Source organism: Staphylococcus simulans (assembly GCF_047037175.1).
GTDB lineage: Bacteria > Bacillota > Bacilli > Staphylococcales > Staphylococcaceae > Staphylococcus > Staphylococcus simulans_C.
Window position 1 is genome coordinate 848,952 of the sequence record NZ_CP178241.1, and the last position, 24,450, is coordinate 873,401.

Annotated in this window: 21 protein-coding genes; 8 read left to right on the forward strand and 13 right to left on the reverse strand. The window is 36.3% G+C overall.

The features are described from left to right. The first annotated feature begins 200 nt into the window (after nt 1–200). Nucleotides 201–704 (forward strand): universal stress protein, encoded by a 504-nt coding sequence (locus ACFCT9_RS04025; RefSeq protein WP_412521090.1) that lies wholly within the window; start codon nt 201–203, stop codon nt 702–704. A 126-nt stretch (nt 705–830) separates the two neighbouring features. Here ACFCT9_RS04025 and ACFCT9_RS04030 read toward each other — a convergent pair whose 3' ends face one another. The 7 genes from ACFCT9_RS04030 to ezrA all read right to left on the reverse strand — a co-directional run bounded on the left by ACFCT9_RS04030 (nt 831) and on the right by ezrA (nt 8,883). Beyond that, entirely contained in the window at nt 831–2,027 is a 1,197-nt protein-coding gene (locus tag ACFCT9_RS04030) for an acetate kinase (protein ID WP_412521092.1), read from the reverse strand. Between the two features lie 83 nt (nt 2,028–2,110). Next, nucleotides 2,111–3,058, reverse strand: a complete 948-nt coding sequence (locus ACFCT9_RS04035) for a class I SAM-dependent methyltransferase (protein WP_412521094.1) — start codon at nt 3,056–3,058, stop codon at nt 2,111–2,113. A gap of 121 nt (nt 3,059–3,179) precedes the next feature. Beyond that, nucleotides 3,180–3,680 (reverse strand): thiol peroxidase, encoded by a 501-nt coding sequence (gene tpx, locus ACFCT9_RS04040; protein WP_412521096.1) that lies wholly within the window; start codon nt 3,678–3,680, stop codon nt 3,180–3,182. Nucleotides 3,681–3,874: 194 nt separating this feature from the next. Then, nucleotides 3,875–4,648, reverse strand: coding sequence for a TSUP family transporter (locus ACFCT9_RS04045; RefSeq protein WP_412521097.1), 774 nt, complete (start codon nt 4,646–4,648; stop codon nt 3,875–3,877). A gap of 28 nt (nt 4,649–4,676) precedes the next feature. Then, nucleotides 4,677–5,900, reverse strand: coding sequence for a tRNA uracil 4-sulfurtransferase ThiI (gene thiI, locus ACFCT9_RS04050; protein ID WP_412521099.1), 1,224 nt, complete (start codon nt 5,898–5,900; stop codon nt 4,677–4,679). Further along, nucleotides 5,897–7,036 (reverse strand): cysteine desulfurase family protein, encoded by a 1,140-nt coding sequence (locus ACFCT9_RS04055; RefSeq protein ID WP_412521101.1) that lies wholly within the window; start codon nt 7,034–7,036, stop codon nt 5,897–5,899. The genes thiI and ACFCT9_RS04055 overlap by 4 nt, the downstream gene beginning before the upstream one ends. A gap of 143 nt (nt 7,037–7,179) precedes the next feature. Beyond that, nucleotides 7,180–8,883: a septation ring formation regulator EzrA gene (gene ezrA / locus ACFCT9_RS04060; protein ID WP_412521102.1), complete on the reverse strand. Its 1,704-nt coding sequence runs from the start codon at nt 8,881–8,883 to the stop codon at nt 7,180–7,182. Between the two features lie 171 nt (nt 8,884–9,054). On the opposite strand from ezrA, the gene ACFCT9_RS04065 reads away from it, so the two are divergent. Together ACFCT9_RS04065 and rpsD are read left to right on the forward strand one after the other, a co-directional pair. Continuing rightward, nucleotides 9,055–9,528, forward strand: coding sequence for a GAF domain-containing protein (locus ACFCT9_RS04065; protein WP_412521104.1), 474 nt, complete (start codon nt 9,055–9,057; stop codon nt 9,526–9,528). 245 nt (nt 9,529–9,773) lie between these two features. Beyond that, a complete protein-coding gene (gene rpsD / locus ACFCT9_RS04070; RefSeq protein WP_412521106.1) occupies nt 9,774–10,379 on the forward strand; it encodes a 30S ribosomal protein S4 in 606 nt (201 codons plus the stop codon). 387 nt (nt 10,380–10,766) lie between these two features. Here rpsD and ACFCT9_RS04075 read toward each other — a convergent pair whose 3' ends face one another. Continuing rightward, a complete protein-coding gene (locus ACFCT9_RS04075; protein WP_412521107.1) occupies nt 10,767–11,516 on the reverse strand; it encodes a glycerophosphodiester phosphodiesterase in 750 nt (249 codons plus the stop codon). 65 nt (nt 11,517–11,581) lie between these two features. Between ACFCT9_RS04075 and ACFCT9_RS04080 the strand changes: the two genes are divergently transcribed. The 3 genes from ACFCT9_RS04080 (at nt 11,582) to serA (ending at nt 14,933) form a co-directional block, all read left to right on the forward strand. Then, a complete protein-coding gene (locus ACFCT9_RS04080; RefSeq protein WP_412521108.1) occupies nt 11,582–12,022 on the forward strand; it encodes an SACOL1771 family peroxiredoxin in 441 nt (146 codons plus the stop codon). Nucleotides 12,023–12,190: 168 nt separating this feature from the next. Beyond that, nucleotides 12,191–13,348 (forward strand): pyridoxal-phosphate-dependent aminotransferase family protein, encoded by a 1,158-nt coding sequence (locus ACFCT9_RS04085; protein ID WP_412521109.1) that lies wholly within the window; start codon nt 12,191–12,193, stop codon nt 13,346–13,348. Next, a complete protein-coding gene (serA, locus tag ACFCT9_RS04090; protein ID WP_412521110.1) occupies nt 13,341–14,933 on the forward strand; it encodes a phosphoglycerate dehydrogenase in 1,593 nt (530 codons plus the stop codon). Before ACFCT9_RS04085 ends, serA begins: the two co-directional genes overlap by 8 nt. Nucleotides 14,934–14,993: 60 nt before the next feature. Here serA and ACFCT9_RS04095 read toward each other — a convergent pair whose 3' ends face one another. The 3 genes from ACFCT9_RS04095 to ACFCT9_RS04105 all read right to left on the reverse strand — a co-directional run bounded on the left by ACFCT9_RS04095 (nt 14,994) and on the right by ACFCT9_RS04105 (nt 18,411). After that, nucleotides 14,994–16,115 carry an HAD family hydrolase gene (locus ACFCT9_RS04095; RefSeq protein ID WP_412521112.1) on the reverse strand — a complete coding sequence of 374 codons (1,122 nt, stop codon included), beginning with the start codon at nt 16,113–16,115 and terminating at the stop codon, nt 14,994–14,996. A 109-nt stretch (nt 16,116–16,224) separates the two neighbouring features. Continuing rightward, nucleotides 16,225–17,694: an N-acetylglucosamine-specific PTS transporter subunit IIBC gene (gene nagE / locus ACFCT9_RS04100; RefSeq protein WP_412521114.1), complete on the reverse strand. Its 1,470-nt coding sequence runs from the start codon at nt 17,692–17,694 to the stop codon at nt 16,225–16,227. A gap of 105 nt (nt 17,695–17,799) precedes the next feature. Next, on the reverse strand, nt 17,800–18,411 hold the full coding sequence (locus ACFCT9_RS04105) for a lysophospholipid acyltransferase family protein (RefSeq protein ID WP_412521115.1): 612 nt from the start codon (nt 18,409–18,411) through the stop codon (nt 17,800–17,802). A gap of 197 nt (nt 18,412–18,608) precedes the next feature. On the opposite strand from ACFCT9_RS04105, the gene ACFCT9_RS04110 reads away from it, so the two are divergent. Next, nucleotides 18,609–19,778 (forward strand): S1C family serine protease, encoded by a 1,170-nt coding sequence (locus tag ACFCT9_RS04110; protein WP_412521117.1) that lies wholly within the window; start codon nt 18,609–18,611, stop codon nt 19,776–19,778. A gap of 100 nt (nt 19,779–19,878) precedes the next feature. On the opposite strand, the gene tyrS is transcribed toward ACFCT9_RS04110, so the two are convergent. After that, complete coding sequence (tyrS, locus tag ACFCT9_RS04115) at nt 19,879–21,141, reverse strand: tyrosine--tRNA ligase (RefSeq protein ID WP_412521118.1); 1,263 nt, start codon at nt 21,139–21,141, stop codon at nt 19,879–19,881. Between the two features lie 359 nt (nt 21,142–21,500). Between tyrS and ACFCT9_RS04120 the strand changes: the two genes are divergently transcribed. Beyond that, the gene (locus ACFCT9_RS04120; RefSeq protein ID WP_412521120.1) at nt 21,501–22,406 is read left to right on the forward strand and encodes a transglycosylase domain-containing protein; all 906 of its coding nucleotides are present in this window, start codon (nt 21,501–21,503) and stop codon (nt 22,404–22,406) included. Between the two features lie 53 nt (nt 22,407–22,459). On the opposite strand, the gene ACFCT9_RS04125 is transcribed toward ACFCT9_RS04120, so the two are convergent. Continuing rightward, complete coding sequence (locus ACFCT9_RS04125) at nt 22,460–24,127, reverse strand: formate--tetrahydrofolate ligase (protein WP_412521121.1); 1,668 nt, start codon at nt 24,125–24,127, stop codon at nt 22,460–22,462. Nucleotides 24,128–24,450 lie beyond the last annotated feature (323 nt).

The following is a 24,450-nucleotide window of genomic DNA, read 5'->3' on the forward strand; positions in this document are numbered from 1 at the left end:
CACCTCCCACCCTTATCCTAACGCGTATGCGATGAAAGCGCAATCATTACAGATAGAAAAGAATGATAAGATTAATTTATCATTAAAGATAAGGTATTTGTAAAATTCAATTAATTGTTAAAATTCAGGCACTACTTTTATATCTAATATTCTGACAATGTGGTAAAATAAACATGAAGAGAAGAAGGAGGTCATGTACGATGTTAACTTACAAACATATTTTAATCGCAGTAGATGGATCACAAGAAGCTGAATGGGCATTCAATAAAGCGGTGGAAGTAGCGAAACGTAACAACGCTAAACTTATCATCACTAATGTTATTGACTCTAGAACATACACTTCATACGAGGTTTATGATGTTCAGTTCACTGAAAAATCTAAACAATTCGCTGAAGAATTACTTAGAGGCTATAAAGAATTTGCTCAAAATGAAGGTGTAGAGGATGTTGAAACACTCCTTGAATTTGGTTCACCTAAAGCAATCATTCCTAAAAAAATCGCACAAGAAGTCAATGCTGACTTAGTAATTTGCGGTACTTCTGGTTTGAATGCGGTAGAACGCTTTATCGTAGGATCTGTTTCAGAAGCTATTGTTCGTCATTCACCTTGTGATGTTCTAGTAGTTCGTACAGAAGAAATGCCTGAAGATTTCCAACCTCAAGTAGCAACAGAAGAATTACGTAAACAATATCAAGCTAAATAATGATAAGCATCTCTCATGAATGCTTAGCCGGTCAGTGTTTCACTGATCGGTTTTTTTGTTTCATTATACAAATAAAAAATCCAGTTAATAAGCCATCTGCCCTATTAACTGGATCTAAATTATAAATTATAAACTACCGAATTTAACTGCATCACGTGCAATCATAACTTCTTCGTTTGTTGGAATAACTAATACTTTAACTGGTGAATGCGGGTAGTTGATAAATCCTTCTGAACCATGAATTTGTTCATTTTTCTTAGGATCCCAATAAACACCCATAAATTCTAAACCTTCTAATACACGGCCGCGAACTTCGTCAGAGTTTTCACCGACACCTGCAGTGAAGACAATCACGTCAACACCATGCATTTTCGCTGTATAAGAACCGATATATTTGTGAATACGTGAAGCGAATACGTCTAACGCTAATTGTGCACGTGTTTTACCTTCTTCAGCGTCTTGTTCTAAGTCACGTAAATCACTTGATGTACCTGAGATACCTAATAAACCTGATTCTTTATTTAAGATATCTAATACTGCTTCAGCACTTTTACCTGTTTTTTCCATGATATATGGAATTAATGCAGGGTCAATATCACCAGAGCGTGTACCCATTGTTACACCTGCCAATGGTGTGAAGCCCATTGAAGTATCTACTGATTCACCGCCGTCGATTGCTGCGATAGAGGCACCGTTACCAATATGACAAGAAATAATACGTAATTCTTCAATTGGACGATCTAAGATTTCAGCAGCACGTTGTGATACATATTTGTGACTTGTACCATGGAAACCATATTTACGGATACCATAGTCTTTATAATAGTGGAATGGCAAGCTGTATAAGTACGCTTGTTCCGGCATCGTTTGATGGAATGATGTATCAAACACTGCAACATGTGGAATATTCGGCAATAATTTACGGAATGCACGAATACCCATTAAGTTTGCTGGGTTGTGAAGCGGTGCTAATTCTGTCAATGATTCAATTTGTTTTTCTACTTCGTCTGTAACTAACGCAGATTCAGGGAATAATTCTCCCCCGTGTACTACACGGTGTCCTGTACCATCAATGTCATTGATGTCACGGATAATACCGTGACTGATCAAACTGTCCAACATTAAATCAACAGCTTGGATATGGTCGCCAATTTCTTTTTCATCCGTATATTTTTGACCATTAAATTCTACTGTGATTTTTGAGCCTTTAAGTCCGATTCGCTCAATTAAGCCTTTACTTACTAATTTTTCTTCAGGCATCTCTATAAGTTGGAATTTCAGTGATGAACTACCTGCGTTAATTGCTAACACTAATTTTGACATAAAACTATGCCTCCAATATTTACATTTTCTTTTACCATATCTATTTAACCATTAATACAGTTTAATTTCAAGATTATTACAGTTTATTTTTTGTGATGATTTTGTTGCAGCCATTCTGACAATTCTCGTAAAAATCCTTGAAACTGTTGCGGAGATTTGAAATCTGGTATATTGGCTAGCAACACCTCAACAGCATGCGTTACCTCACGTTCTTTTTTCTGTAGAATTAAGATAGATTTTCGAGATTGCTCAGTTTTGAACAAAGTTTTCGGTAAGTTCAGGAATGCTTGCATTTCTGTATCTGTTGCAATGAATTTTTCGAGCTGTTTTACATGTTCACCTTCAAAAATATTGCTAGGAACAACTAAAAATGCAAAACCTGAACCTCTTAAAGCTTCAATAGCTTGTTCAATTAGTAAGAAATGAGCGTAACTGTGCCCTTCTTCAAAACCTAGTTTCATTTCATGACTGCGTTCATCTACAGGATAATAGCCTACAGGCAAATCACCAATAACAACATCCGCTTCTTCAAACGGCAACGGCAGTATCGCATCTTGAGGATATACATCAAATGGAATTTCCAAGAAATTTGCTAAATGTACACTCACACGAGATAACACTGGATCTACTTCAACAAGATGATGCATCAATGTCTGCTCGGTCAATACTTCATGGACAGTCGCACTTAAATGACCACTGCCGCTTGTTAAGTCTACGATATTCAGTTCTTCTTTGCCTTGTGTAAACTGTTGTACTAAGTAGCCTAGAATCAAGCCGATTGAATCAGGCGTAATTTGATGATTCGCTTGAATATCTTGTTCTTGTAATAAACTTAAATATGCAAATTGGAATGCTTTACGTCGATCAGCTAATGTTGCTTGTTCTAGTAAGTCACGGTCGTTGCGATAGATCTGTTCCATCGCAAGGCCTAAGTTCTCAATAAAACTTTGACCATTTTCTTTATTGAGTGCTTTTGTTTTTGTATCTAACGCATGAAACAGACGTTCCATAATTGTTTGTGCTTCAGTCATAATAAATAAAATCCTTCCTAAAAAGACTGCTCATAATCAATGAATCTAAAATCTTACACTAATTATGAGCAGTCTGGTCTAATATATTAACTTAAAATTGCTTTATATCTCAGCAATTACTTTAGTCTAATTCTTTATATGCTTTTAATGCAGATTCGAAATCAGGGAAGTCTGTACCTTCATTTACGATTTCTGAATATACAACTTTGTTATTTTTATCTAAAACGAATACTGAACGTGCTAATAATTGTAAGTCGTCCATTAATACGCCGAAGTTTTTACCAAATGAATGTTTTTGGTAGTCACTTAATAAAATAACATTATCTAAGCCACTAGCTGCACACCATCTTTTTTGAGCAAATGGTAAGTCTTCAGAAATAGTAAGCACTACGCCACCTTCTTCAGATGCTGCTTCTTCATTGAATTTGCGTGTTTGTTTGTCACAAACCCCTGTATCAATTGAAGGTACTGCACTGATTAATTTTTTCTTGCCGTCATAGTCTGCAAGTGTTACTGCTTCTAAGTCATTGTTTACAACTGTAAAGTCTGGTGCTTCTTGCCCTTCTTCTACTGCATTACCTACTAATGTTACGGGATCTCCGCCAAATGTAATTTGTACCATATTAATAAACAACCTCCTGAGAATTTGTTAGTACTTTTCTTTACCCCATTATACCGATATCAACACGTCAACTCCAATAATTATCCTCAGAATTAATCAACTATTTTCCAACTTTGATGAAGATTTTACATAGTTTTGTAAGAATTAACATTCAATTAAAAAGCAAACGGCGTCCTCATTGAACGCTGTTTGCTTTAATTAAACCATTGATGGATATAATCATATATATTTTTTAAAATCAGTGCACTCGTTACGACAACAAATAATACTCTGACATAACCCACGCCTTGTCTCAGCGCAAATTGGGCACCTGCATAAGAGCCTAGCACCATACTAAAGGCCATAATAAGACCAATACCATAATCTACTTTGCCAAGTAGCATAAACAGTAATAGTGCGCCGATATTGGAAGCGAAATTAAGTACCTTAGCATTACCTGCAGCACTTAAAAAATCAAAGCCGACAATCAATAAAGTAAACAACATGAACGACCCTGTCCCGCCGCCTAAAAAGCCGTCATAAAATCCAATCAACAGCAAGACACTGGTGAATAAGATTGCTTTCTTAGGCGAAAGTTTTTGATACGTACGGATACTCCCCCAGTCCTTGCGCACAAGCGTATAAATCATCACGATGGTTAAGATAACTATCACAAGCGGTTTTAAGACAGAGGCGGGTAAAAAAGAAGCTAAGCTCGCACCGCCTACCGCTGCTAAAAAGACAGACGGAAAAAGTTTGCCGACTATTTTCAAATCCACCTTGCCTGAACGAATAAATTTAATCGCACTGGTTAAAGAGCCGAATGAACTTGCTAATTTGTTCGTCCCAAGTGCTGTGGCCGGCGGTAAACCAATCGCTAATAAAGCGGGCGTTGAAATTAAACCGCCACCGCCAACAACCGCATCAATAAACGCTGCTAAGAAGCCAAATATTATAATGATTAATATCAGTGTCAGATCCCATTCCATGATGTCCATCCCCTTTACGTTAAGCGTGTTAGAACAAGTCTTCCATTAATGCTTCTGTTGTTTTATCTTTTTGACTTTGATAATTCTTAGTTACTTCAATCGTTTCAATACCTTCTACTGCACGATCAATCATTTCACTGAAGTCATAAACACTTTCATAGCGTTCAACTTTTTCGAAATCAGGTTCTGTAACCGGATTTTTCGGTGTAAAGATTGTACAGCAATCTTCAAAAGGTTGGATAGATGTTTCATACGTGCCAAACTGTTTGGCTTTAATCACAATTTCTTCTTTATCTAATGTTAATAATGGGCGTAGTACAGGTGTTGATGTGACATGGTTAATCGCATACATACTTTTTAGTGTTTGACTGGCTACTTGTCCTAAGTTTTCACCGTTGACAATCGCATCAGCGCCGATTTGATGAACAACTTTGTCAGCGATACGCATCATCATTCTTCTAGTAGAAGTCATTGTATAACGTTCATGCACAACTTTATGGATTTGTTTTTGCACTTCTGTAAACGGTACAATATGCAATTTGATTGGACCCACACGCTCAGCTAATATACGTGTCAATTCAATCACTTTTTCTTTAGCTTTTTCGCTAGTAAATGGCGGACTATGGAAATGAATGGCTTCAACTGTTACACCTCTGCGCATAATTTCCATACCAGCAACAGGTGAATCAATACCGCCTGATAACATTAATAACGTTTTGCCGCCTGTACCGACTGGCAACCCGCCTACAGCATCAATCACGCGATCATAAAGATAAATCGCGTCTAAACGGACTTCTGTTTTGATGACGTGATCAGGTTGTTTAACATTAACGTGCACTTGTTCATTTGCTTCTAATACAGCACCGCCCAGCATACGTTGAAGTTCATATGTGTCGTAAGGGAACTGTTTGTCTGCACGTTTAACATCGATTTTAAATGAATCGCCGTCTGCATAAGCTTTCGCAAATTCACTCGCTTGTTTTTTAACAACTTCTAAGTCTTTTTCAAGTTTCATAACAGGACTGATCGACTTCACGCCAAAGACTTGGCTGATACGGCGCATAATCTCTTCGATATCCGCTTCAGGTGTTACTTCAATATACATTCTGTCGCGATTGGCTTTAACGTGGTAGCCTTGAAGCGGCATTAACGCTTGTTTCACATTAGAACGTAAACGGTTAATAAACATTTTACGGTTAGCACCTTTAAGTGTTAATTCACCATAGCGCACTAAAATATGATCATAGATCATCGTTTTAACAACTCCTTCATCTCTTCATATACATTTTTAAATGCTTCTTTAAATCCTTCAATATCTTCTTCTGATGTAACAGCACCCATCGAAATACGAATACTGCCTTCAATTTTTGATTCACTAATACCCATCGCCAGCAACACTTCATTTAAGCGGCTATGTTTTGATGAACATGCGCTCGTTGTTGATAACATGATTCCTTGTTTTGAAAAGGCATTGACTAATACTTCACCTTTCACTCCATCAAAACCGACATTTAAAATATGCGGTGCAGCTTGTTGCGGCGAATTCACATGGACGCCTGGATACGCATCTAAGAAAGAACGCAAATCTTCATTCCAACGGCTTAATCTTGATACAAGTGCTTCACGCTCACTTACCGCATGCTTCAACCCTTTTACAATCGCAATGTCTATGGGTAAATTGACCGTACCGCTTCTTAAACCATATTCTTGTCCGCCGCCATGTATTACAGTTTCAAGATTATGAATATTACGCACTAATAATAAACCTTGTCCCTTCAAGCCATTAAATTTATGACCGCTAAAGCTCATACTGTCCACACCATTAAAGTAAAGTGGGACTTTGCCGATTGCTTGAACAGCATCTACATGAAAATGTGCTTTAGGGTATGCTTCAAGTATTTCTGCAATAGCTTCAATTGGCTGGATTTGTCCAGTAATATTATTCACATGCATACATGTGACCAAACCGACATTTGGATTCATTAATGATTTTAAATGTTCTAAATCAATTGTACCTTCTTTTGTTACATTGACATAACGCAACTTAAAGCCTTCTGTTTCTAAATGACGCATCACTTCCAACACAGAGGGATGTTCTAGAACAGAAACAATGATTTCATCCGCATAAGGCTTGCGATTATAGGCTGCGCCTTTTAATGCCATATTATTAGATTCCGTTGCACCACTGGTAAAAATAATATCGAATCTATCTTCTAAGTTCAGAATTTGATTAATTTGTAATTTTGCTTGTTTCAACAATTGTTCAGCTTGTAAACCTGCTTGGTGTGGACTATTTGGATTAAAATATAAATCTTGGTTGACTTTAACATAGGTATCTAACACATCTTGTGCAGGTTTGGTCGTCGCTGCATTATCTAAATAAATCACTATTTGTCACTTCCACTTAATGAATTCTTTCTTTCGAGTCTTTTGTTCCAATTTTAATATTTTACCACAAATCAATGAATTCTCAATATCCAAAAAAGAAGACGAGAACTAAAAATACTGTTCTCGCCTTCTCATTTCAAATGCTAAATTTGACTTTGTGAGACTACTTCATCTTCAATACGTTGTGAAATACCAGGATCTACTGAATCTAAAGCTTGTTCTGCAATCTCAATTGCACGTTTGTATCTATTGTTCTTGAATAGACGTTCTGCTTCATTCAGACTCTTATCAATACTGCTGTCATCTTTACGATAACGGTTGCCGTACTGGATTAATTTCTCCGCAAGCACTGCATTGACTAAGACATCCATCGCTTCATTTTCAAAGTTGTTCATTTGTAAGACAACTTTTGTTACTTTATCTTTTAAGTGTTTCACATGAATTGGACGTTCATCAAATTGACTATTGATTTCACGTACTTCATGGTCGATTTCATTTTTCATAATAATGAATCGTTCTGGCACACTTGTTAAGTTAGATGCTAACAATTTACGGTAAATTTCTTCTTTCTTACTTTGAACACGTAATAAGTTATCTTCTGCTTCTGCTTCGTCTTCACGTAATTGAATTAAGTGATTTTGAAGTTTTTCTTGCTTTTCATTGATAACTTTCACATGATCTTCGATATAAGCTAAATTGTCTTGTACTTCACTGTAACGTACAGTCGATTTAGACATTTCTCTTAAGATTTCATCATAAACAGAAATCAAGTTTTGAATTTCATTTTCGAATTGGCGTACGTTTTGAATATCTGTTTCATTAATATAATAATTTTCACGTACATATTCAATTTCAGTTTGTAATGTATAATTCGTATCTTTCGCACGGAACAAGTCATTTGTGATGACTTCTTTCGTTTCATCTACTTTATTTTTAGATTTAACTTCGTGCTCAATTAAATCATACATTTCATCAAGTTGATCGTTGATAGCATTTAATTTGTCATTTGCTTCCTCAAGTTCTAAACGACTAATCATCGGTTCAACAAAGCTCAACTCAGTTTTCATGGATTGTAAGTTGCTGTCGACTTTGACATGGTCTAAATCATAACCCTCAACTTTTAAGTCTCTGCAACCGTATTTCAAGTCTTGGAATTGTCCCGGTAATTCTTTTTGTGCTTCGCGAATTAATTCTGGAATTTCCAGCATATCTTTTTGTAAGTAATTGATGTCTTCGTTGAGCGTTTTAATATGCTCATAAGCTTGTTTGTAGTTCCCCTCTTCTTTTAACTCAGTGTACTTAACAAGCTCAGGTTCGAATAACTCAATTTCTTTTTCTAGTGGTGCTGCAGCTTCACCGAATTGATGACGGTTCGCTAAAACATCACGTTTCATCTCACGATATGCTACTTTGCTTTCTTCAAATAAGCGGTCACTTTCTTTATGCAAAGCCAGAATGTTTTCGACTTCTTCAGCTAATTTCTCATGTTGACTTTCATAGCGATCCATTAATGCGTTAGCATCGTCTAATTCTGCTTGCGCCGCAGTGAATTTGAATTTATCAAAGTTTTCTTCCGCATTATGAATTTTCTCTTCAACCGGACTTAAATTATCATTAGTATTCTTTAATGATTCGCGCTTTAAGCGGTCATATTCTTGTTGTGTTTCACCCTCGAGGGTTAAATCGTCTAAAGACTTCAGACGATCGTCTAATGTTAGTTTCTCAACCTCTATCTTGCGCTCTTCGGTTTTTTCGACCACTTGACGTTTTGAAGAACGGAGATAGAACATGATACCGACAATTATAAGTGCAATAATTATAATTGCTAAGATGATATACAGTGCCATTGTTTTCTCCTCCTATTTAATCACTTCTCATTATAGCGTAATTTCTTGCCTCATTAAAATAAAATATTAATTTTCTTTATACAAATTCCTCAATAAGCACCTTAAATTGAAGTCTTATGGACATCCATATTATAATATGTAAAACGATAGACAGAAAAGAGGTCCTATTTCATGAAACAAACGACGACAAATTATTCATCGATTGCTCAACAAATGAAAGGTTTAAATGCAGACGAGAAATACTTAATCACATTATTAAGTAATACCTCTGCCTTATTAAATGAAAATTTAGCTGATATTAACTGGATCGGCTTTTACTTAATGGAAGAAGGTCAATTAATTTTAGGACCTTTCCAAGGCCGACCTGCTTGTACGCCTATTCAAGTCGGCAGCGGTGTTTGCGGTACATCAGTAGAACAAGATATCGTGCAGCGTGTTGAGGATGTCCATCAATTTCCTGGACACATCGCATGTGATGCGCGCAGTCAATCTGAAATTGTTATCCCCCTTCATCGTGATGGTAAAGTCATTGGGCTATTGGATATTGATGCTCCAATTAAAAATCGATTTACGCAAACGGATGAAGAAGGTTTAGTTTCATTAATGAAGATCCTAGAAGAACAAATTGCACAAACTGTGAAATAATTGTTTTTCATTGAAATATGGATAAACCCTTGACTTTATTCGCCATCATGGTACAATACTCTTTGTGTGAAATAACGAAAGTAGCAATTGTATATTATTAGGCTCTATGTTGTTCCCAACGCGGACGTGCCGTGTAACCGGAGCTATGAGGCGAGGACACACAAAACAATATATCCTAATAAGCATACAATACTCTTCTTTGTTTTTTCATAACAACTACAAAAAACAAAAGGAGGAGTCTTAATATGGCTCGATTTACAGGTTCAAACTGGAAAAAATCTCGTCGTTTAGGTATCTCTTTAAGCGGTACTGGTAAAGAGTTAGAAAAACGCCCTTACGCACCAGGTCAACATGGTCCAAACCAAAGAAAAAAATTATCAGAATATGCGATTCAATTACGTGAGAAACAAAAATTACGTTACTTATATGGAATCACTGAAAGACAATTCCGTAACACATTCGATATCGCTGGTAAACAATCTGGTGTACACGGTGAAAACTTCATGCGTTTACTTGCTCGTCGTTTAGACGCAGTTGTATATGCTTTAGGTTTAGCACGTACACGTCGTCAAGCACGTCAATTAGTAAACCACGGTCACATCGAAGTTGACGGTGCACGTGTTGATATCCCATCATACACTTTAAAACCAGGTCAAGTGATCTCAGTTAGAGAAAAATCTCAAAAACTAGACATCGTACTTGAATCAGTTGAAATCAACAACTTCGTACCAGAATACTTAGAATTCGACGAAGAAAAATTAACAGGTACTTTCGTACGCGTTCCAGAACGTAGCGAATTACCAGCTGAAATCAACGAACAACTTATCGTTGAGTACTACTCAGGTAAATAATAATTTCGAGATTTCGATACTGCATCTTTTCAAAAGGTGCAGTATTTTTTTATATTTTTTACCCTCTCCTTCTTTTCAAAACCAATAGGTACTAGTAAAATTCCGTTATCAAAATGTATAAAAAATAAGGATGTCTGTAGTTATCAGACATCCTTTTATTATGCTTGTGCAGATTTCGCTTTTTTGCGTTTTATCACTCTATAAATAGTTACACCTATTATGACAACGATCCAACTTATTAATTCTTTTTTATCCGCACATTTAATAGGTTTGAAGTTTATTTTCATGGTCGTATGAGGAAATTCACCGTTAAATGATTGATCGCTTTCCTCTTATCTTCCCTTCTATAATAAGATAATTTAATTATACAACCAGTATCTTTTTTAATCAATCTAATTCAAAGTAGTGATTCGGTCCATCCGTAATAATGCCATCTACCCCATCTCGTATCAGTTTTTGAATATCTTGGATATCATTAACTGTATAAGGCAAGACTTTCAAGTGATGCAGGTGTGCTCTTTCAACAAACTTTTTGTTTACGAGTTCATAATTGGGATTCGCATACTCGCAAAATTTAGCTAATTTGTTAAAGTTTGGCATTTTAAATAAGTATTTTTTCTTGCTTAATAAGACACCTAGTCGATATTTTCGCGTGATTTTTGAAATTTTCTCGATACTCTTTTCATCAAAAGATTGAATGATAACCTTATCAGCATCGAGATGCGTCTGTTCTATTTCTTCTAATAATTGTTCTTCTATATTTGGATACTTGCTTGGTTTCTTAATTTCTATCAATAAAGTTGTGTCATAAGGTTCAATAAGTTTAGCAACTTCATCAAAAGTCATAATCTTGGCATCAGTAAAAGTTGTATCTTTCCATGAACCGAAATCATAGCTTTTTAATTCATCTCGCGTATAATCTTTAACATATCCACTTCCATTAGAAGTACGATCTATTTTATCATCATGGATAACCACGAGTTGATGATCTTTAGTTAAATGCACATCAATTTCTAGCATATCAACAGAAGCATTCAAGGCAGCTTTATACGCTAACAATGTATTTTCTGGATAATCTAATGAAAAACCACGATGTGCAATTATTTGAAAATCCTCACTCGGAATGACTTTTTCCATGTTATTCACCCTTTTATATTTGTTATAGAACAATCTATCATAATTCATACGGAGGTCAAAGAGATATGGCAGAACATGATTTTATTGTGACAACACAATGGAGCGGCGGCAGAGACGAAACTGGTACTGTTTCTGGTGATGTATTAAATGAATCTATTTCAATTCCAAGTACACTTGGCGGTGTCGGTGAAGGAACTAATCCAGATGAAATGTTAATTGCGGCTGCTTCATCTTGTTATATCATTTCTTTAGCAGCAACACTAGAACGTGCCCATTTTACGAATGTATCTATTAATCAATCTTCAGTCGGAACTGCTTCACTCAACAACGGTAAATTCAAAATGGAAAAAATTGTACATCATCCTAAAATCACTGTTGAAGCTGACCAAAAGGAAGCACTTGAAAAACGCTTAAATAAACTCCTGAAAATAGCAGACAATAACTGCATGATTTCTAATTCCATCAGAGGAAATGTTGAAATTCAAATTGAAGCAGTCATTTTATAATTGTGACCCAACCTTGTGTTGGGTTGCTTATTATTATATATAAAAGCGCTTACAATATCGATTTGATATAAAAATATCGGATTTTAAGTAAAACTACACTTAAATTGCCTTTATTATTTTCAGAATATTTGGTAAGATTAATAAATCTTACATTAGGGGGAAATCTATATGTATCATCATCCATTGTTATTGACACCTGGACCAACTCCGATTCCTGAACGCATTCAACGCGTGATTGAAGAACCGATGATTGGTCACCGCACAAAAGAATTTGAAGCTATTGCAGAAAAAGCATATAAAGGGTTAAAACCAGTGTTCGGGGCTGAGAACGAGGTTCTAATCTTTACTTCCAGTGGGACAAGCGCATTAGAAGCAAGTATGGTTAATATCTTAAACCCGGAAGACCATGTTGCTGTGATTGTTTCTGGCGCCTTCGGTAATCGTTATAAACAAATTGCTCAAACTTACTTTAAAAATGTACATGTCTTTGAAGTACCTTGGGGCGAAGCCGTAGATGTAGACGCATTTATTCAATATTTAAAAACATTGCCTGAAACTGTAACAGCAGTTTACAGCCAATATTGCGAAACATCAACTTCTGTCCTTCACCCTATTCATGATTTAGGTAAAGCCATTCACGAAAACTATCCTGACACTTATTTTGTAGTCGATGGTGTAAGTTGTGTCGGTGCTGTCGATGTCAACTTAAAACGTGATTACATTGATGTCTTAGTTTCAGGTAGCCAAAAAGCAATCATGCTTCCGCCAGGATTAGCATTTGCTGCATATTCTGATCGTGCTAAAACACGCTTTGCAGAAGTGAAAACACCTCGCTTTTACTTAGATTTCAATAAATACATTGCATCTGCCGAAAATAATTCTACGCCATTCACACCGAATGTAAGCCTATATAAAGGTGTAGCTGCTTATGCAGATGTTATTGAAGAACAAGGTTTTGATAAAGTCATTGAACGTCATTATGCTATCAGAGATGGTTTAAGAGCTGCTTTAAAAGCGTTGGATTTACCATTACTTGTTAAAGATGAATTTGCTTCACCGACAGTTACAGCCTTTGTACCTAGTTCACCAAATGAAGTTGCTACAATTAAAAATGAATTATTAAATCGGTTCAACATCACTATAGCTGGCGGCCAAGGTAAATTAAAAGGCCAAATTCTACGTATTGGTCACTTAGGACAAATCGATACTGCTGATATTTTACAATGCATCAGCGCATTAGAAATTATCCTTTCTGAATTACGTCATCAAGTATATATCGGCAAAGGAACGACAGCATATTTAGAGGTGGTAAAAGCTTATGTATAAAATTTTAGTTTCAGATCCCATTGCAAAAGATGGTTTACAAACATTATTAGACGATCCGGATTTCGAAGTAGATATTGATACAGGACTTTCTCCAGAAGCATTAATTGAAAAAATTAAAGACTATGATGGTTTGATTATCAGAAGTCAAACTCAAGTCACACCAGAGGTCGTAGAAGCAGCCGAAAACTTAAAAATTATTGCACGTGCTGGTGTTGGTGTAGATAATATTGATAGAGATACTGCTACAAAACACGGTATTTTAGTGATCAATGCACCAGATGGCAATACGATTTCAGCAACTGAACACTCAATGGCCATGATTCTTGCTATGGCCCGTCAAATTCCAGAAGCCAATCAGTCTTTAAAAGAAGGACAATGGAATCGTTCACACTTTAAAGGTACTGAGTTATACCATAAAACATTAGGTATTATCGGTACAGGCCGTATTGGTCTTGGTGTCGCAAAACGTGCGAAAAGTTTCGGTATGAAAATTATCGCATTTGACCCTTATCTAACAGCTGAAAAAGCCAAAGAGTTAGATATCGAACGTGCCACTGTTGATGAAATTGCTCAACGTGCTGATTTTGTCACAGTGCATACCCCACTAACACCAAAAACAAAAGGTTTAATTGATGCATCATTCTTTGCACAAGCTAAACCAAACTTACAAATTATCAACGTAGCTCGCGGTGGTATTATTGATGAACAAGCATTAGTTGATGCTTTAGACCAAGGTTTAATTGCACGTGCTGCTATTGACGTATTTGAACATGAACCAGCAACAGACTCACCGCTTACTAAACATGATAAAATCATCGTTACACCGCACTTAGGTGCCTCTACTGTTGAAGCACAAGAAAAAGTAGCAGTGTCTGTTTCAAATGAAATTGAAGAATTCTTCCATACTGGTAACGTACGCCATGCAGTCAATGCACCAAAAATGATTTTTGGTGAAGAAGACAATGAATTACAAGAATACTTGAATCTTTGTGACATGGTCGGCAAAGTATGTATTCAATTATTAGGTAAAGCACCACGTGAATTAAAAATTAAATTCAGCGGTGAATTAGTTAAAGAAGACACAAATATTTTAACACGTACGATCGCCAAAGGACTCTTATCTCAAGACTTGGCTGAACGTGTTAACTTAGTAAATGCCCTCTTCTTATTAAACGAACAAAATGTTGTTTATAATGTTGAAAAAGATGCGAAATCACGTTCTTTCAACAACTATATTGAATTAACAATGATTAACAGAGATCGTAAAGTTACTGTCGGTGCTACTGTCTTAAACGGTTATGGTCCTCGTATTGTTCAAATCAACGATTACCCTGTTGATTTCAAACCAGAAAAATATCAATTAGTTATTCATCACCAAGACCGTCCAGGTATTGTTGGACGCACAGGTCAAATTCTTGGTGAATATGGTATTAATATTGCGTCTATGCATTTAGGACGTACAACACAAGGCGGTAATGCGATGATGATTATCTCAGTAGATAACCCTGTTTCAGATGATGTTATCTCAGCATTACATCAAATTGATGGTTTTGAATCTATTCAATTTGTAGACTTGAATAAATAGTTCAACACCATTAAGAAAACCGGTAAACTAGGATATAAATTCCAGTTTACCGGTTTTTCATTATAATAAGATTGAACGAATATCTAGAATATTATCCACGATATAGTCCGCATGATAAGATTCTAATTCTTCTTTCGCTTTTTCCCCTTTTAAACCCGTGAGTGTCCCAATGAAAGTTGCACCTGTCTTTTGAGCACTGAATAAGTCTGCAAGAGAGTCACCGACTATGTATATCTCTTCTCCAGCAAATCTTTGTTCTTGTTGTTCTGCATAATTTTGATAATCTGCTTCGCTATTACCGTTATATGCCGCAATATAACAAAACGGATTCGGTTTGCCTAATGGTTTAAGATTTGGAAACAATTCTTCTGCTTTTAACACTTCTGTTGCTGAAACAACATGTGCCTCATCGAAATATTTCAAGAAGCCTTTATCTTCAAAAGGTACTAAAGTTTCCGTTCTTGGTCGTCCTGTCGCAACAGCTAAAGTATAGCCCGCTTCTTGTAAATCATTTAACAATGTTTTAATTTTTTCTGCTTCTGCCAACTCTTCTTCATGATAAATATAGCCTGTTTTAAAATCACTTCTTGGTGTCTTTTCCTCTACCTTACGATATAAACGATGACCTAAATACCATTCTTGGAAAACCTCTTGTGCAATTTCCCATAAAGAACTGCGAATTTCAAACAGTTCGGTATTTTCTGTCTCAAGTTGTTCTGCCGCATAATCACGTAAATCGCGGTAAATTTTAGTTTTACCTGATTCTGCGTTTTCAATAAAGTGCAGCGGCTTCATAAAATCGACTTGTTGTTTGCCTACCAACTCTCCAACTTCTTGAAGCGTCACATCTGTGAACGGATGTGCAGTTAAAAAGGCTTCTCTATCTGCTTTAGGTAATGTTTTAAGTAAATCAATCAAGTGAATGGATAAGACAATAAACAACATGTCCCAGTTGGAATTTAAACCACGAGATTTCATCGCATTTAAAATATTATCTTGATCAAAAACTACTTGACGAATTAAATTGATTTCACTATCATTAATAGAATTAAATGTCACGCTCGGCATTAATTTTAAAAAGTGCTGACTCATCAGCATTTCATATACAGTTAACGCTGAAACATCAAAACATCTTTCTTCACTTAAAAAAACACCATCAACATCAAATAATACTGCTTTCATTTCTCCACCTACTTCGGAAAATTCAGAATAATTAATATTATACAAACTTATACATAAATAAGCAATAGCACGAAGACAACTCCTGTCAAGATGTCTCCGTGCTATGATTCTATTGTGTCTCTAATTGTCTTTCTACTTCATCAGCTACTTGTTGAACTTGTGTACCGATAATCACTTGAACATTATGTTGTCCGCTCGTTGTGACGCCGGCAGCACCGGATTGTTTAATTTGTGCTTTATCAATTTGATTGAGGTCTGCCACTTCTAAACGTAAGCGGGTTGCACAGTTCGTTAAAGAAGTAATGTTTGCTTTGCCGCCTAATCCTGAAATAATTTGTGCGGACATCGCAGTATATTTGCCACCTTCTCCTTGTGTGCTTGTCTCAGCACCCTCTGCTGTTACAGGATCAGCAATTTTTTCTTCTCCACGTCCAGGTGTATTTAAATTAAAGATTGAGATAGCTGCTCTAAATACTACATAGTAAATCACAAAGAAGACAACGCCTTGTACCATCAACATCCATGGATGATTAGAAACCGGATTGATTAATGATAATAAGAAATCAATAAGACCCGCACTGAATGAGAAGCCTGCTGTCCAATGGAATAATGCGGCGATAAATAAAGATAAGCCTGTTAATAATGCGTGAATCACAAATAATACAGGTGCAGCAAACATAAACGCGAATTCAATCGGTTCAGTTACGCCAACAAAGAATGCTGAAATTGAACCTGCTAACATTAATCCAGCTACACGTTTCTTTTGTTTTGATTCTGCAGTTTGGTACATAGCTAAAGCAGCGGCAGGTATACCAAACATCATGACTGGGAAGAAACCAGCCATATATCTGCCTGTCACACCTTTTACAGCACCGTCACCTGTTTGGAATTTAGCGATATCATTAATCCCTGCTAAATCGAACCAGAAAACTGAATTAAGCGCATGGTGCAAGCCTGTCGGAATCAATAAACGGTTGAAGAATCCATATAAGAATGCGCCAAAAGCACCAAAGTCCATAATCCACTTACCAAATGAAATGATGCCACTGTAAACAATTGGCCAAACAAATACTAAAATAATCGTTAAAATAACGGATAAAAATGCGGTCATAATCGGCACTAAACGTTTACCGCTAAAGAATGACAACGCAGTGGGTAATTCCGTTGCGCTAAATTTGTTGTAGCAAAATGCGGCGATTAAACCAATGATTAAGCCAATGAAGACATTTTGGTTATTCATCGCAGTGAACCCGATATTCAAGCTGTCTTCCTTCACTTGTAAAATTTGAGCTAATACTTCTGGCTTTAATGCAGATGTTACGACGAAATAGCCAACGACTGCAGCGAGTGCTACAGATCCATCATTCTTTTTCGCCATACCTAATGCGACACCAATCGCAAATAATAAACCAAGCTGTCCTAAAACGGCAATCCCGCTTTGGAAAATAAATTCAGCTAAAACGGGTGTAACCTTCAATGCTTTTAATAAGTTCCCAATACCAATAATAATGGCTGCAGCTGGTAAAACGGCTACAGGCAGCATTAATGAACGTCCAAGACGTTGTAAAAAGTTATACACTGTTCATCCTTCTCTCTCTATAATTGTTATGAAAACACAAAAATAAAGCCAGATGTGGTGTAGGAGCTGTCTTCTCTACCGTCATCTGACTTTAAGTTCATGTTCTTATTTAGGTAACTGTTTCAATTCTTGTTGTAATGCTCTTGTACGGTTTGTTAATTCTTGTGTTATATAGTCAACTTTTTCATGACGTTTTTTTAAATGACTTGGCAATGCGTTTGTATCAATCGGCTCACCAAAGATAATTTTAGCTTGGCCAGTAATCATACCTAAAATTTTAGTTGGACCTTCATACGCTGCTGGTACAATCGGTACTTTTGCCATCATCGCAATTGTAGCTGCACCACGTTTTAATGGTGTTTCTTCAGATGTACGATGTCCTGCTGGGAACATGCCGATTGTTTTATTCTTTTTCAGTAAATTTACGGGTGTTTTAATCGTACTTGGTCCTGGATTTTCACGATCCACTGGGAAAGCATTTAATGATTTTAAGAAATTACCAAAAACTGGATTATAAAATAATTCTTTTTTAGCCATATAATGGATTTGATTTGGATAAAGTGCCATACCAAGCATAATCACTTCGTTATAACTCTCATGGTTGCATGTTACAACATAACGGTTAAGTTGCGGCACATTTTCTTTACCATAGATTTTCAGCGATTTACATAGTCTGAAAATGATCCAATATAAAATTCTACTGATAAATTTATACATTTTGTCACCTACTAAATTGTTTATTTAACTATCCAAATTTTATCACTTCCACCCCTTAGCAACAAGCCTATTTCAAGCTTCTCTTAATTCTGTCATCATTTGTTTTATTTTAAATTATCACAACACTATAGCAAATTAGTAGAAATTATGAAGTAAACATATGATAATAATAAAAGAAACATATTGGGAGGAATTCAATGACTGAATACTATAATGAAAATCATCAACCGCCTAAACGTTCATTCCCATGGATACGTGTAATTCTTATCGCGTTACTCTCAGGAATCGTTGGCGCGTTAATTGTCTTCGGTGCTTCAAAATTGATGAATCCATCGAACAATGGTGCTACCGTACAAGAGGCTTCAAATAGTAAAGGCGGCAATGTGTTGGACGGTAAAAGTTCAAAATATAAATCTGTTAATCAAATGATTAACGATGTGTCTCCTTCTATTGTAGGTGTCATCAATATGCAGAAAGCGCAAAGCTTAGAAGACTTCTTCAACGGCTCTGCAGGTAAATCACAAGAAGCGGGTATCGGTTCAGGCGTGATTTATCAAAAATCTGGTGACGGCGCTTATATTGTCACAAACAATCATGTCGTTGATGGTGCGAACGAAATTAAAGTGCAACTTCATGACACAAAACAAGTCGATGCCAAATTAGTTGGTAAAGATGCCTTAACTGATATTGCAGTATTAAAAGTTGAAAATGCACCAGGTACAAAAGCAATTAAATTCGCAAACTCATCTAAAGTAAAAACTGGAGATAGTGTTTTTGCGATCGGTAATCCATTAGGGTTAGAATTTGCGAATACCGTGACATCAGGTATCATTTCCGCAAATGAACGTAACATAGAAACACAAACTTCAGCCGGCAATAATAAAGTCTCTGTACTACAAACTGATGCGGCGATTAACCCAGGTAACTCTGGGGGTGCGCTTGTCAATTTAGATGGTGATTTAGTCGGTATCAACTCTATGAAAATTTCTATGGCACAAGTTGAAGGTATCGGATTTGCGATTCCAAGTAATGAAGTAAAAATTACAATCGAACAACTTGTAAAACACGGCAAAGTTGAACGCCCTTCTATCGGTATTGGCACAATTAATCTCAGTGATATTCCTGAGCGCTACAAGCGTGAATTAAATACTGATAAAAACGAAGGTGTTTATGTTGCTAAAGCATCAAGCAGCAGTGACCTTAAAGAAGGCGATATTATCATTGAAGCAGATGGTAAAGCGGTTAAAGATGATAGTGATTTAAGATCATACTTATATGAAAACAAAAAACCAGGCGAAACTCTGAAAGTCACAGTGATTCGTGATGGTAAAAAACAAGATGTCAATGTACATTTAGGCAAAAAATAACCCTATGAAAGCATCAAACGCTTGAAAGAGAATCCACTCTTCAAGCGTTTGATTTTTTATTATGCTCTTATTAATTTTGGTCTATTTTTGACTCACTTGCTTATTGGTATTTCACCATGAAGTATTTCTTTTTACCGCGTCTAACAATTGTAAATTCATTATCAATTTTATCTTCATCAGCAATTTCATAGTTTAAATCTTGTTGACGTTCACCGTTAATGTAAATCGCACCATTAGATACATCTTCACGTGCTTGACGTTTAGAAGAAGAAATACCCGCTTCTACGATGAAATCAACAATATTAGTTGTCTCGTGACTTACCGCAGCTTGTGGCACATCTTTAAAGCCTTCACGTAACTCTTTACTGCTAAGTGCTTTTAAGTTACCTCTGAATAATGCTTCTGAAATACGAATCGCATCATCTAAAGCAGCTTGGCCGTGAATAAAGCGTACTACATTTTCAGCAAGTGCTTTTTGCGCTTCACGTTTATGCGGTGCTTCATTTTTAGATGCTTCTAATGCTTCGATTTCAGCTTTATCTAAGAAAGTGAAGTATTTTAAGAACTTAATCACATCTTCATCTGAGGTATTAATCCAGAATTGGTATAATTCGTACGGACTTGTTTTTTCAGCGTCTAACCAAACAGTACCTGACTCTGATTTACCGAATTTTTTACCATCTGCCTTAGTCACCAACGGAATTGTGAAACCAAACGCTTCTGTTTGACCATACATACGACGCATTAATTCAATACCGCTTGTAATGTTGCCCCATTGGTCAGAACCGCCGATTTGAACTTTACAATTGAACTCACGGTTTAAATGACCAAAATCGATAGCTTGTAATATCATGTAAGTAAATTCAGTATATGAAATCCCTTTTTCTAAACGAGATTGTACTGAGTCTTTCCCTAACATATAGTTAACACCAACGTGTTTACCGTAATCACGTAGGAAGTCGATTAATGAAATTTGGCTTAACCAATCTTTGTTGTTAACAAGTTGTGCTGCATCTTCACCAGAAAAATCAAAGATTTTATCCATTTGCGCACCAATTCCGCGTACGTTATCTTCCACTTGTGATACTGTTTGTAGCACACGCTCATCTGTTCTGCCTGATGGATCACCAATCATACCTGTACCGCCGCCAATTAACACAATCGGTTTATGACCATGTTCTTGGAAACGACGTAATGTTAAGAGTGGTAATAAGTGACCAATATGCATACTATCTGCAGTTGGGTCTACACCACAATATAATGTTACTTGCTCTTTATTTAATAATGCTTCAAATCCTTCAGCATCTGTTTGTTGATATACTAAGCCACGCCACTCTAAATCTTGTAATAATTCATTTGTCATTTCATATTCCTCCTCATATTTTGTGTTTCGCTATTTTGGAATTTAGGAAAATAAAAAACCCTTACAGAATTAATCTGTAAGGGCGCATCTATTGCACGGTACCACCATACTTAAAGGTTACTTTCATTAATGATACGTTCATTAAGTCAAACGTTGGATACTTACGATTAAGGCAACAGGTGTATTCGCTTATTTGTTGTTACTGGTTCGCAGCGACCACCAGTTCTCTGAAAACAATCAAATGAGTTACTTCTCCTTATCCAAAACTTATTAATTTGTATTCATTATAATCAACTGTTTTTTAAAAGTCAACTTGAATACAATTATGCTATACTATGTTTAATTAATGGAGGAGAAATATGAAATCATTCAAACTTAATGAACCCTTGGCTTCTACCCCGCTTCGCATCTTTGAAAAGTGGTATAAGCGAATTAAATATTCTTTCGTTTGGCTGTTCATTATTATATTGCTGACTTTGAGTTTAGCCACCGGTTTGTTAGTCGGTTTCTTTATGAGTATGACAGCTCAGTCAGAAAATATTACGGATACCGCGTTGCGTGAAGCAGTACTGAATGTACCCGGTGATGAACAAGTTGATTACAAAAAGAAAGATTTCTTAACACAATATGATCAGTCGCAAAATCCTTTACTTGTCGGACCCGAAAGTGTAAATGATCTCATCCCTAAAGCACTCATTGCTTCTGAAGATTCACTTTATTATAAGCATGACGGGATATTACCGAAAGCACTGCTTAGAGCCATTTTCCAAGATATCTTTGCAACAGAAGTGTCTTCAGGCGGAAGTACCATCACACAGCAAGTCATTAAAAACCAAGTGTTGAATAATGATAAGACCTATAACCGTAAGGCGAATGAAATCGTATTGGCACTAAAACTTGAACGTATTATGACGAAAGAGGAAATATTATATACGTACTTGAATATTGTGCCTTTCGGACGTGATTATAACGGTGATAATATTACAGGGATTGGCTCTGCATCTTTTAGTTTATTCGGGAAGCCGCCGAGTGATGTGAATTTGCCGGAAGCGGCCTATCTGGTCGGGTTAGTCCAAAGCCCCTACTACTATACACCGTATCAAGCAGATGGCACGCTTAAACCAAAAGATGAATTAGAAATTGGTATTCATCGTCAACATTACGTGCTATGGCGTATGAGGGTTGAAGGATTAATCTCTGAAACGACGTATGAAAAAGCAGAAAAATATGATATACAAAGTCATTTAATGACAAAAAGACCCTGAAGTTATGAGTATGATACTCACACTTCAGGGTCTTATTTCATTTAAAGCCTATATTAGAATAAACCTTTAGCATGGCCGTCTTCAGTAACGTCCATATTTAATGCTGCTGGTTTTTTAGGTAAGCCAGGCATTGTCATAATCGCACCAGTTAATGCAACAATAAAGCCAGCTCCTGTTTTGGCTTGTAATTCTCTGATAGTGATTTCGAAATCATCAGGCGCACCTAATAAATCTTTATCATCTGAGAATGAATATTGTGTTTTAGCCATACATACTGGGTAGTTATCCCAGCCATTTTCTTTAATTTGTTTCAATTGTTTTTGTGCTTTGCTTGTAAATGTTACTTTTTTACCGCCATAGATGTTTTTAACGATTTTTTCGATTTTGTCTTCGATTGGCTCATCAAGTTCATACGTATTTTTGAATTCATGTTCTTCATTTAATACTTCTTTAACTTGTTTAGCTAATTCAACGCCGCCTTTACCGCCTTTTTCCCAAACTTCAGTTAAAGCAATACGTACGTTGTTTTCTTTCGCCCAATCTTCAACTACTTTAGTTTCAGCATCTGTGTCAGCTACGAAAGCATTTAATGCAACAACAGGTTCTACACCGAATGAACGGATGTTTTTGATATGGCGTGCTAAGTTTTCTAAACCATCTTTGACAGCTTGAACATTTTCTTCTTTCAAGTCATCTTTTGCTACGCCGCCATGCATCTTCAATGCACGGATTGTTGCTACAACAACTGCAGCACTTGGTTCAAATCCAGCTTTACGAGACTTGATGTTCATGAATTTTTCTGCACCTAAGTCTGAACCGAAACCAGCTTCAGTCACCACAACATCCGCTAATTTACGCGCAGTTTCAGTTGCAATAATTGAGTTACAACCATGTGCTATGTTTGCGAATGGTCCACCATGAATTAATGCTGGTGTACCCTCAATTGATTGTACCAAGTTAGGTTTGATTGCGTCTTTAAGAATCATCGCAAGTGCACCTTCAACTTCTAAGTCAGCAACTGTTACAGGTTTACGATCACGTGTGTAACCGATTGTAATTTTAGCGATGCTTTCTTTTAAGTCTTTTAAGCCAGTGCTTAGGCAAAGAATCGCCATAATTTCAGACGCTACTGTGATGTTGAATCCATCTTCACGTGGAACACCTTGTGTTGGTCCGCCAAGACCTACAATAACTTGTCTTAAAGCACGGTCGTTCATGTCTAACACACGCTTCCATTCGATACGGCGTTGGTCGATACCTAATGCATTACCTTGATGAATGTGGTTATCGATGAATGCTGATAAAGCGTTGTTTGCAGTTGTAATTGCGTGGAAGTCACCGTTAAAGTGTAAGTTAATATCTTCCATCGGCAATACTTGTGCATAACCGCCGCCTGTAGCGCCGCCTTTAATACCGAAAACCGGACCTAATGCTGGTTCACGTAATGCCATTACGACATTTTCACCTAATTCGTGGAACGCATCTGCTAAACCAACTGTTACTGTTGATTTACCTTCACCAGCTGGTGTTGGACTCATTGCAGTTACAAGAACAACTTTCCCTTTGTCCCCATTGTCTTTCAATTGGTTAATATCAATTTTAGCTTTATAGTGGCCATAAGGCTCTAAAGCATCTTCCGAAATACCAACTTTTTCTGCAATGTCTTTGATTGGTTGTAATGTAGCTTGATTCGCTATATCCAAATCTGATAAATGACTCAATTCATTCAGCCCCTTATTAAGTAATTGAAATTCAGTTTCTACTATCCTCTATTTACTGTTGAAATATCTTATACTTTCATGCCCTCAACGCTTTAAAAATACAATATGATAAATGCAGTAAAAGAGAATGGCTTCAACTGTTTTAAAACCTTTTACATCATTCATCATATCGAAATATACATTTAATGTCGAACATATTCATCCTGAATTTTTAAGTATTCTTACTTTTATGGTAATTTTACAAAAATCAGTGATAAAAATTTATCTAAAAGCGTTATTTTGCAATAATGTAAGCGATACCAAATTGAATTTGATGATTTGGT

What these genes read in the sequence shown, in the direction of transcription:
- ACFCT9_RS04075 (WP_412521107.1), bottom strand. Translation starts at nt 11,516, where the DNA reads ATGGAAAAAGTCATTCCGAGTGAGGATTTTCAAATAATTGCACATCGT.
- ACFCT9_RS04110 (WP_412521117.1), top strand. Translation starts at nt 18,609, where the DNA reads ATGACTGAATACTATAATGAAAATCATCAACCGCCTAAACGTTCATTC.
- ACFCT9_RS04120 (WP_412521120.1), top strand. Translation starts at nt 21,501, where the DNA reads ATGAAATCATTCAAACTTAATGAACCCTTGGCTTCTACCCCGCTTCGC.
- rpsD (WP_412521106.1), top strand. Translation starts at nt 9,774, where the DNA reads ATGGCTCGATTTACAGGTTCAAACTGGAAAAAATCTCGTCGTTTAGGT.
- thiI (WP_412521099.1), bottom strand. Translation starts at nt 5,900, where the DNA reads ATGATCTATGATCATATTTTAGTGCGCTATGGTGAATTAACACTTAAA.
- tpx (WP_412521096.1), bottom strand. Translation starts at nt 3,680, where the DNA reads ATGGTACAAATTACATTTGGCGGAGATCCCGTAACATTAGTAGGTAAT.
- ACFCT9_RS04025 (WP_412521090.1), top strand. Translation starts at nt 201, where the DNA reads ATGTTAACTTACAAACATATTTTAATCGCAGTAGATGGATCACAAGAA.
- ezrA (WP_412521102.1), bottom strand. Translation starts at nt 8,883, where the DNA reads ATGGCACTGTATATCATCTTAGCAATTATAATTATTGCACTTATAATT.
- ACFCT9_RS04065 (WP_412521104.1), top strand. Translation starts at nt 9,055, where the DNA reads ATGAAACAAACGACGACAAATTATTCATCGATTGCTCAACAAATGAAA.
- tyrS (WP_412521118.1), bottom strand. Translation starts at nt 21,141, where the DNA reads ATGACAAATGAATTATTACAAGATTTAGAGTGGCGTGGCTTAGTATAT.
- ACFCT9_RS04085 (WP_412521109.1), top strand. Translation starts at nt 12,191, where the DNA reads ATGTATCATCATCCATTGTTATTGACACCTGGACCAACTCCGATTCCT.
- ACFCT9_RS04045 (WP_412521097.1), bottom strand. Translation starts at nt 4,648, where the DNA reads ATGGAATGGGATCTGACACTGATATTAATCATTATAATATTTGGCTTC.
- ACFCT9_RS04080 (WP_412521108.1), top strand. Translation starts at nt 11,582, where the DNA reads ATGGCAGAACATGATTTTATTGTGACAACACAATGGAGCGGCGGCAGA.
- ACFCT9_RS04105 (WP_412521115.1), bottom strand. Translation starts at nt 18,411, where the DNA reads ATGTATAAATTTATCAGTAGAATTTTATATTGGATCATTTTCAGACTA.
- ACFCT9_RS04035 (WP_412521094.1), bottom strand. Translation starts at nt 3,058, where the DNA reads ATGACTGAAGCACAAACAATTATGGAACGTCTGTTTCATGCGTTAGAT.
- serA (WP_412521110.1), top strand. Translation starts at nt 13,341, where the DNA reads ATGTATAAAATTTTAGTTTCAGATCCCATTGCAAAAGATGGTTTACAA.
- ACFCT9_RS04095 (WP_412521112.1), bottom strand. Translation starts at nt 16,115, where the DNA reads ATGAAAGCAGTATTATTTGATGTTGATGGTGTTTTTTTAAGTGAAGAA.
- ACFCT9_RS04030 (WP_412521092.1), bottom strand. Translation starts at nt 2,027, where the DNA reads ATGTCAAAATTAGTGTTAGCAATTAACGCAGGTAGTTCATCACTGAAA.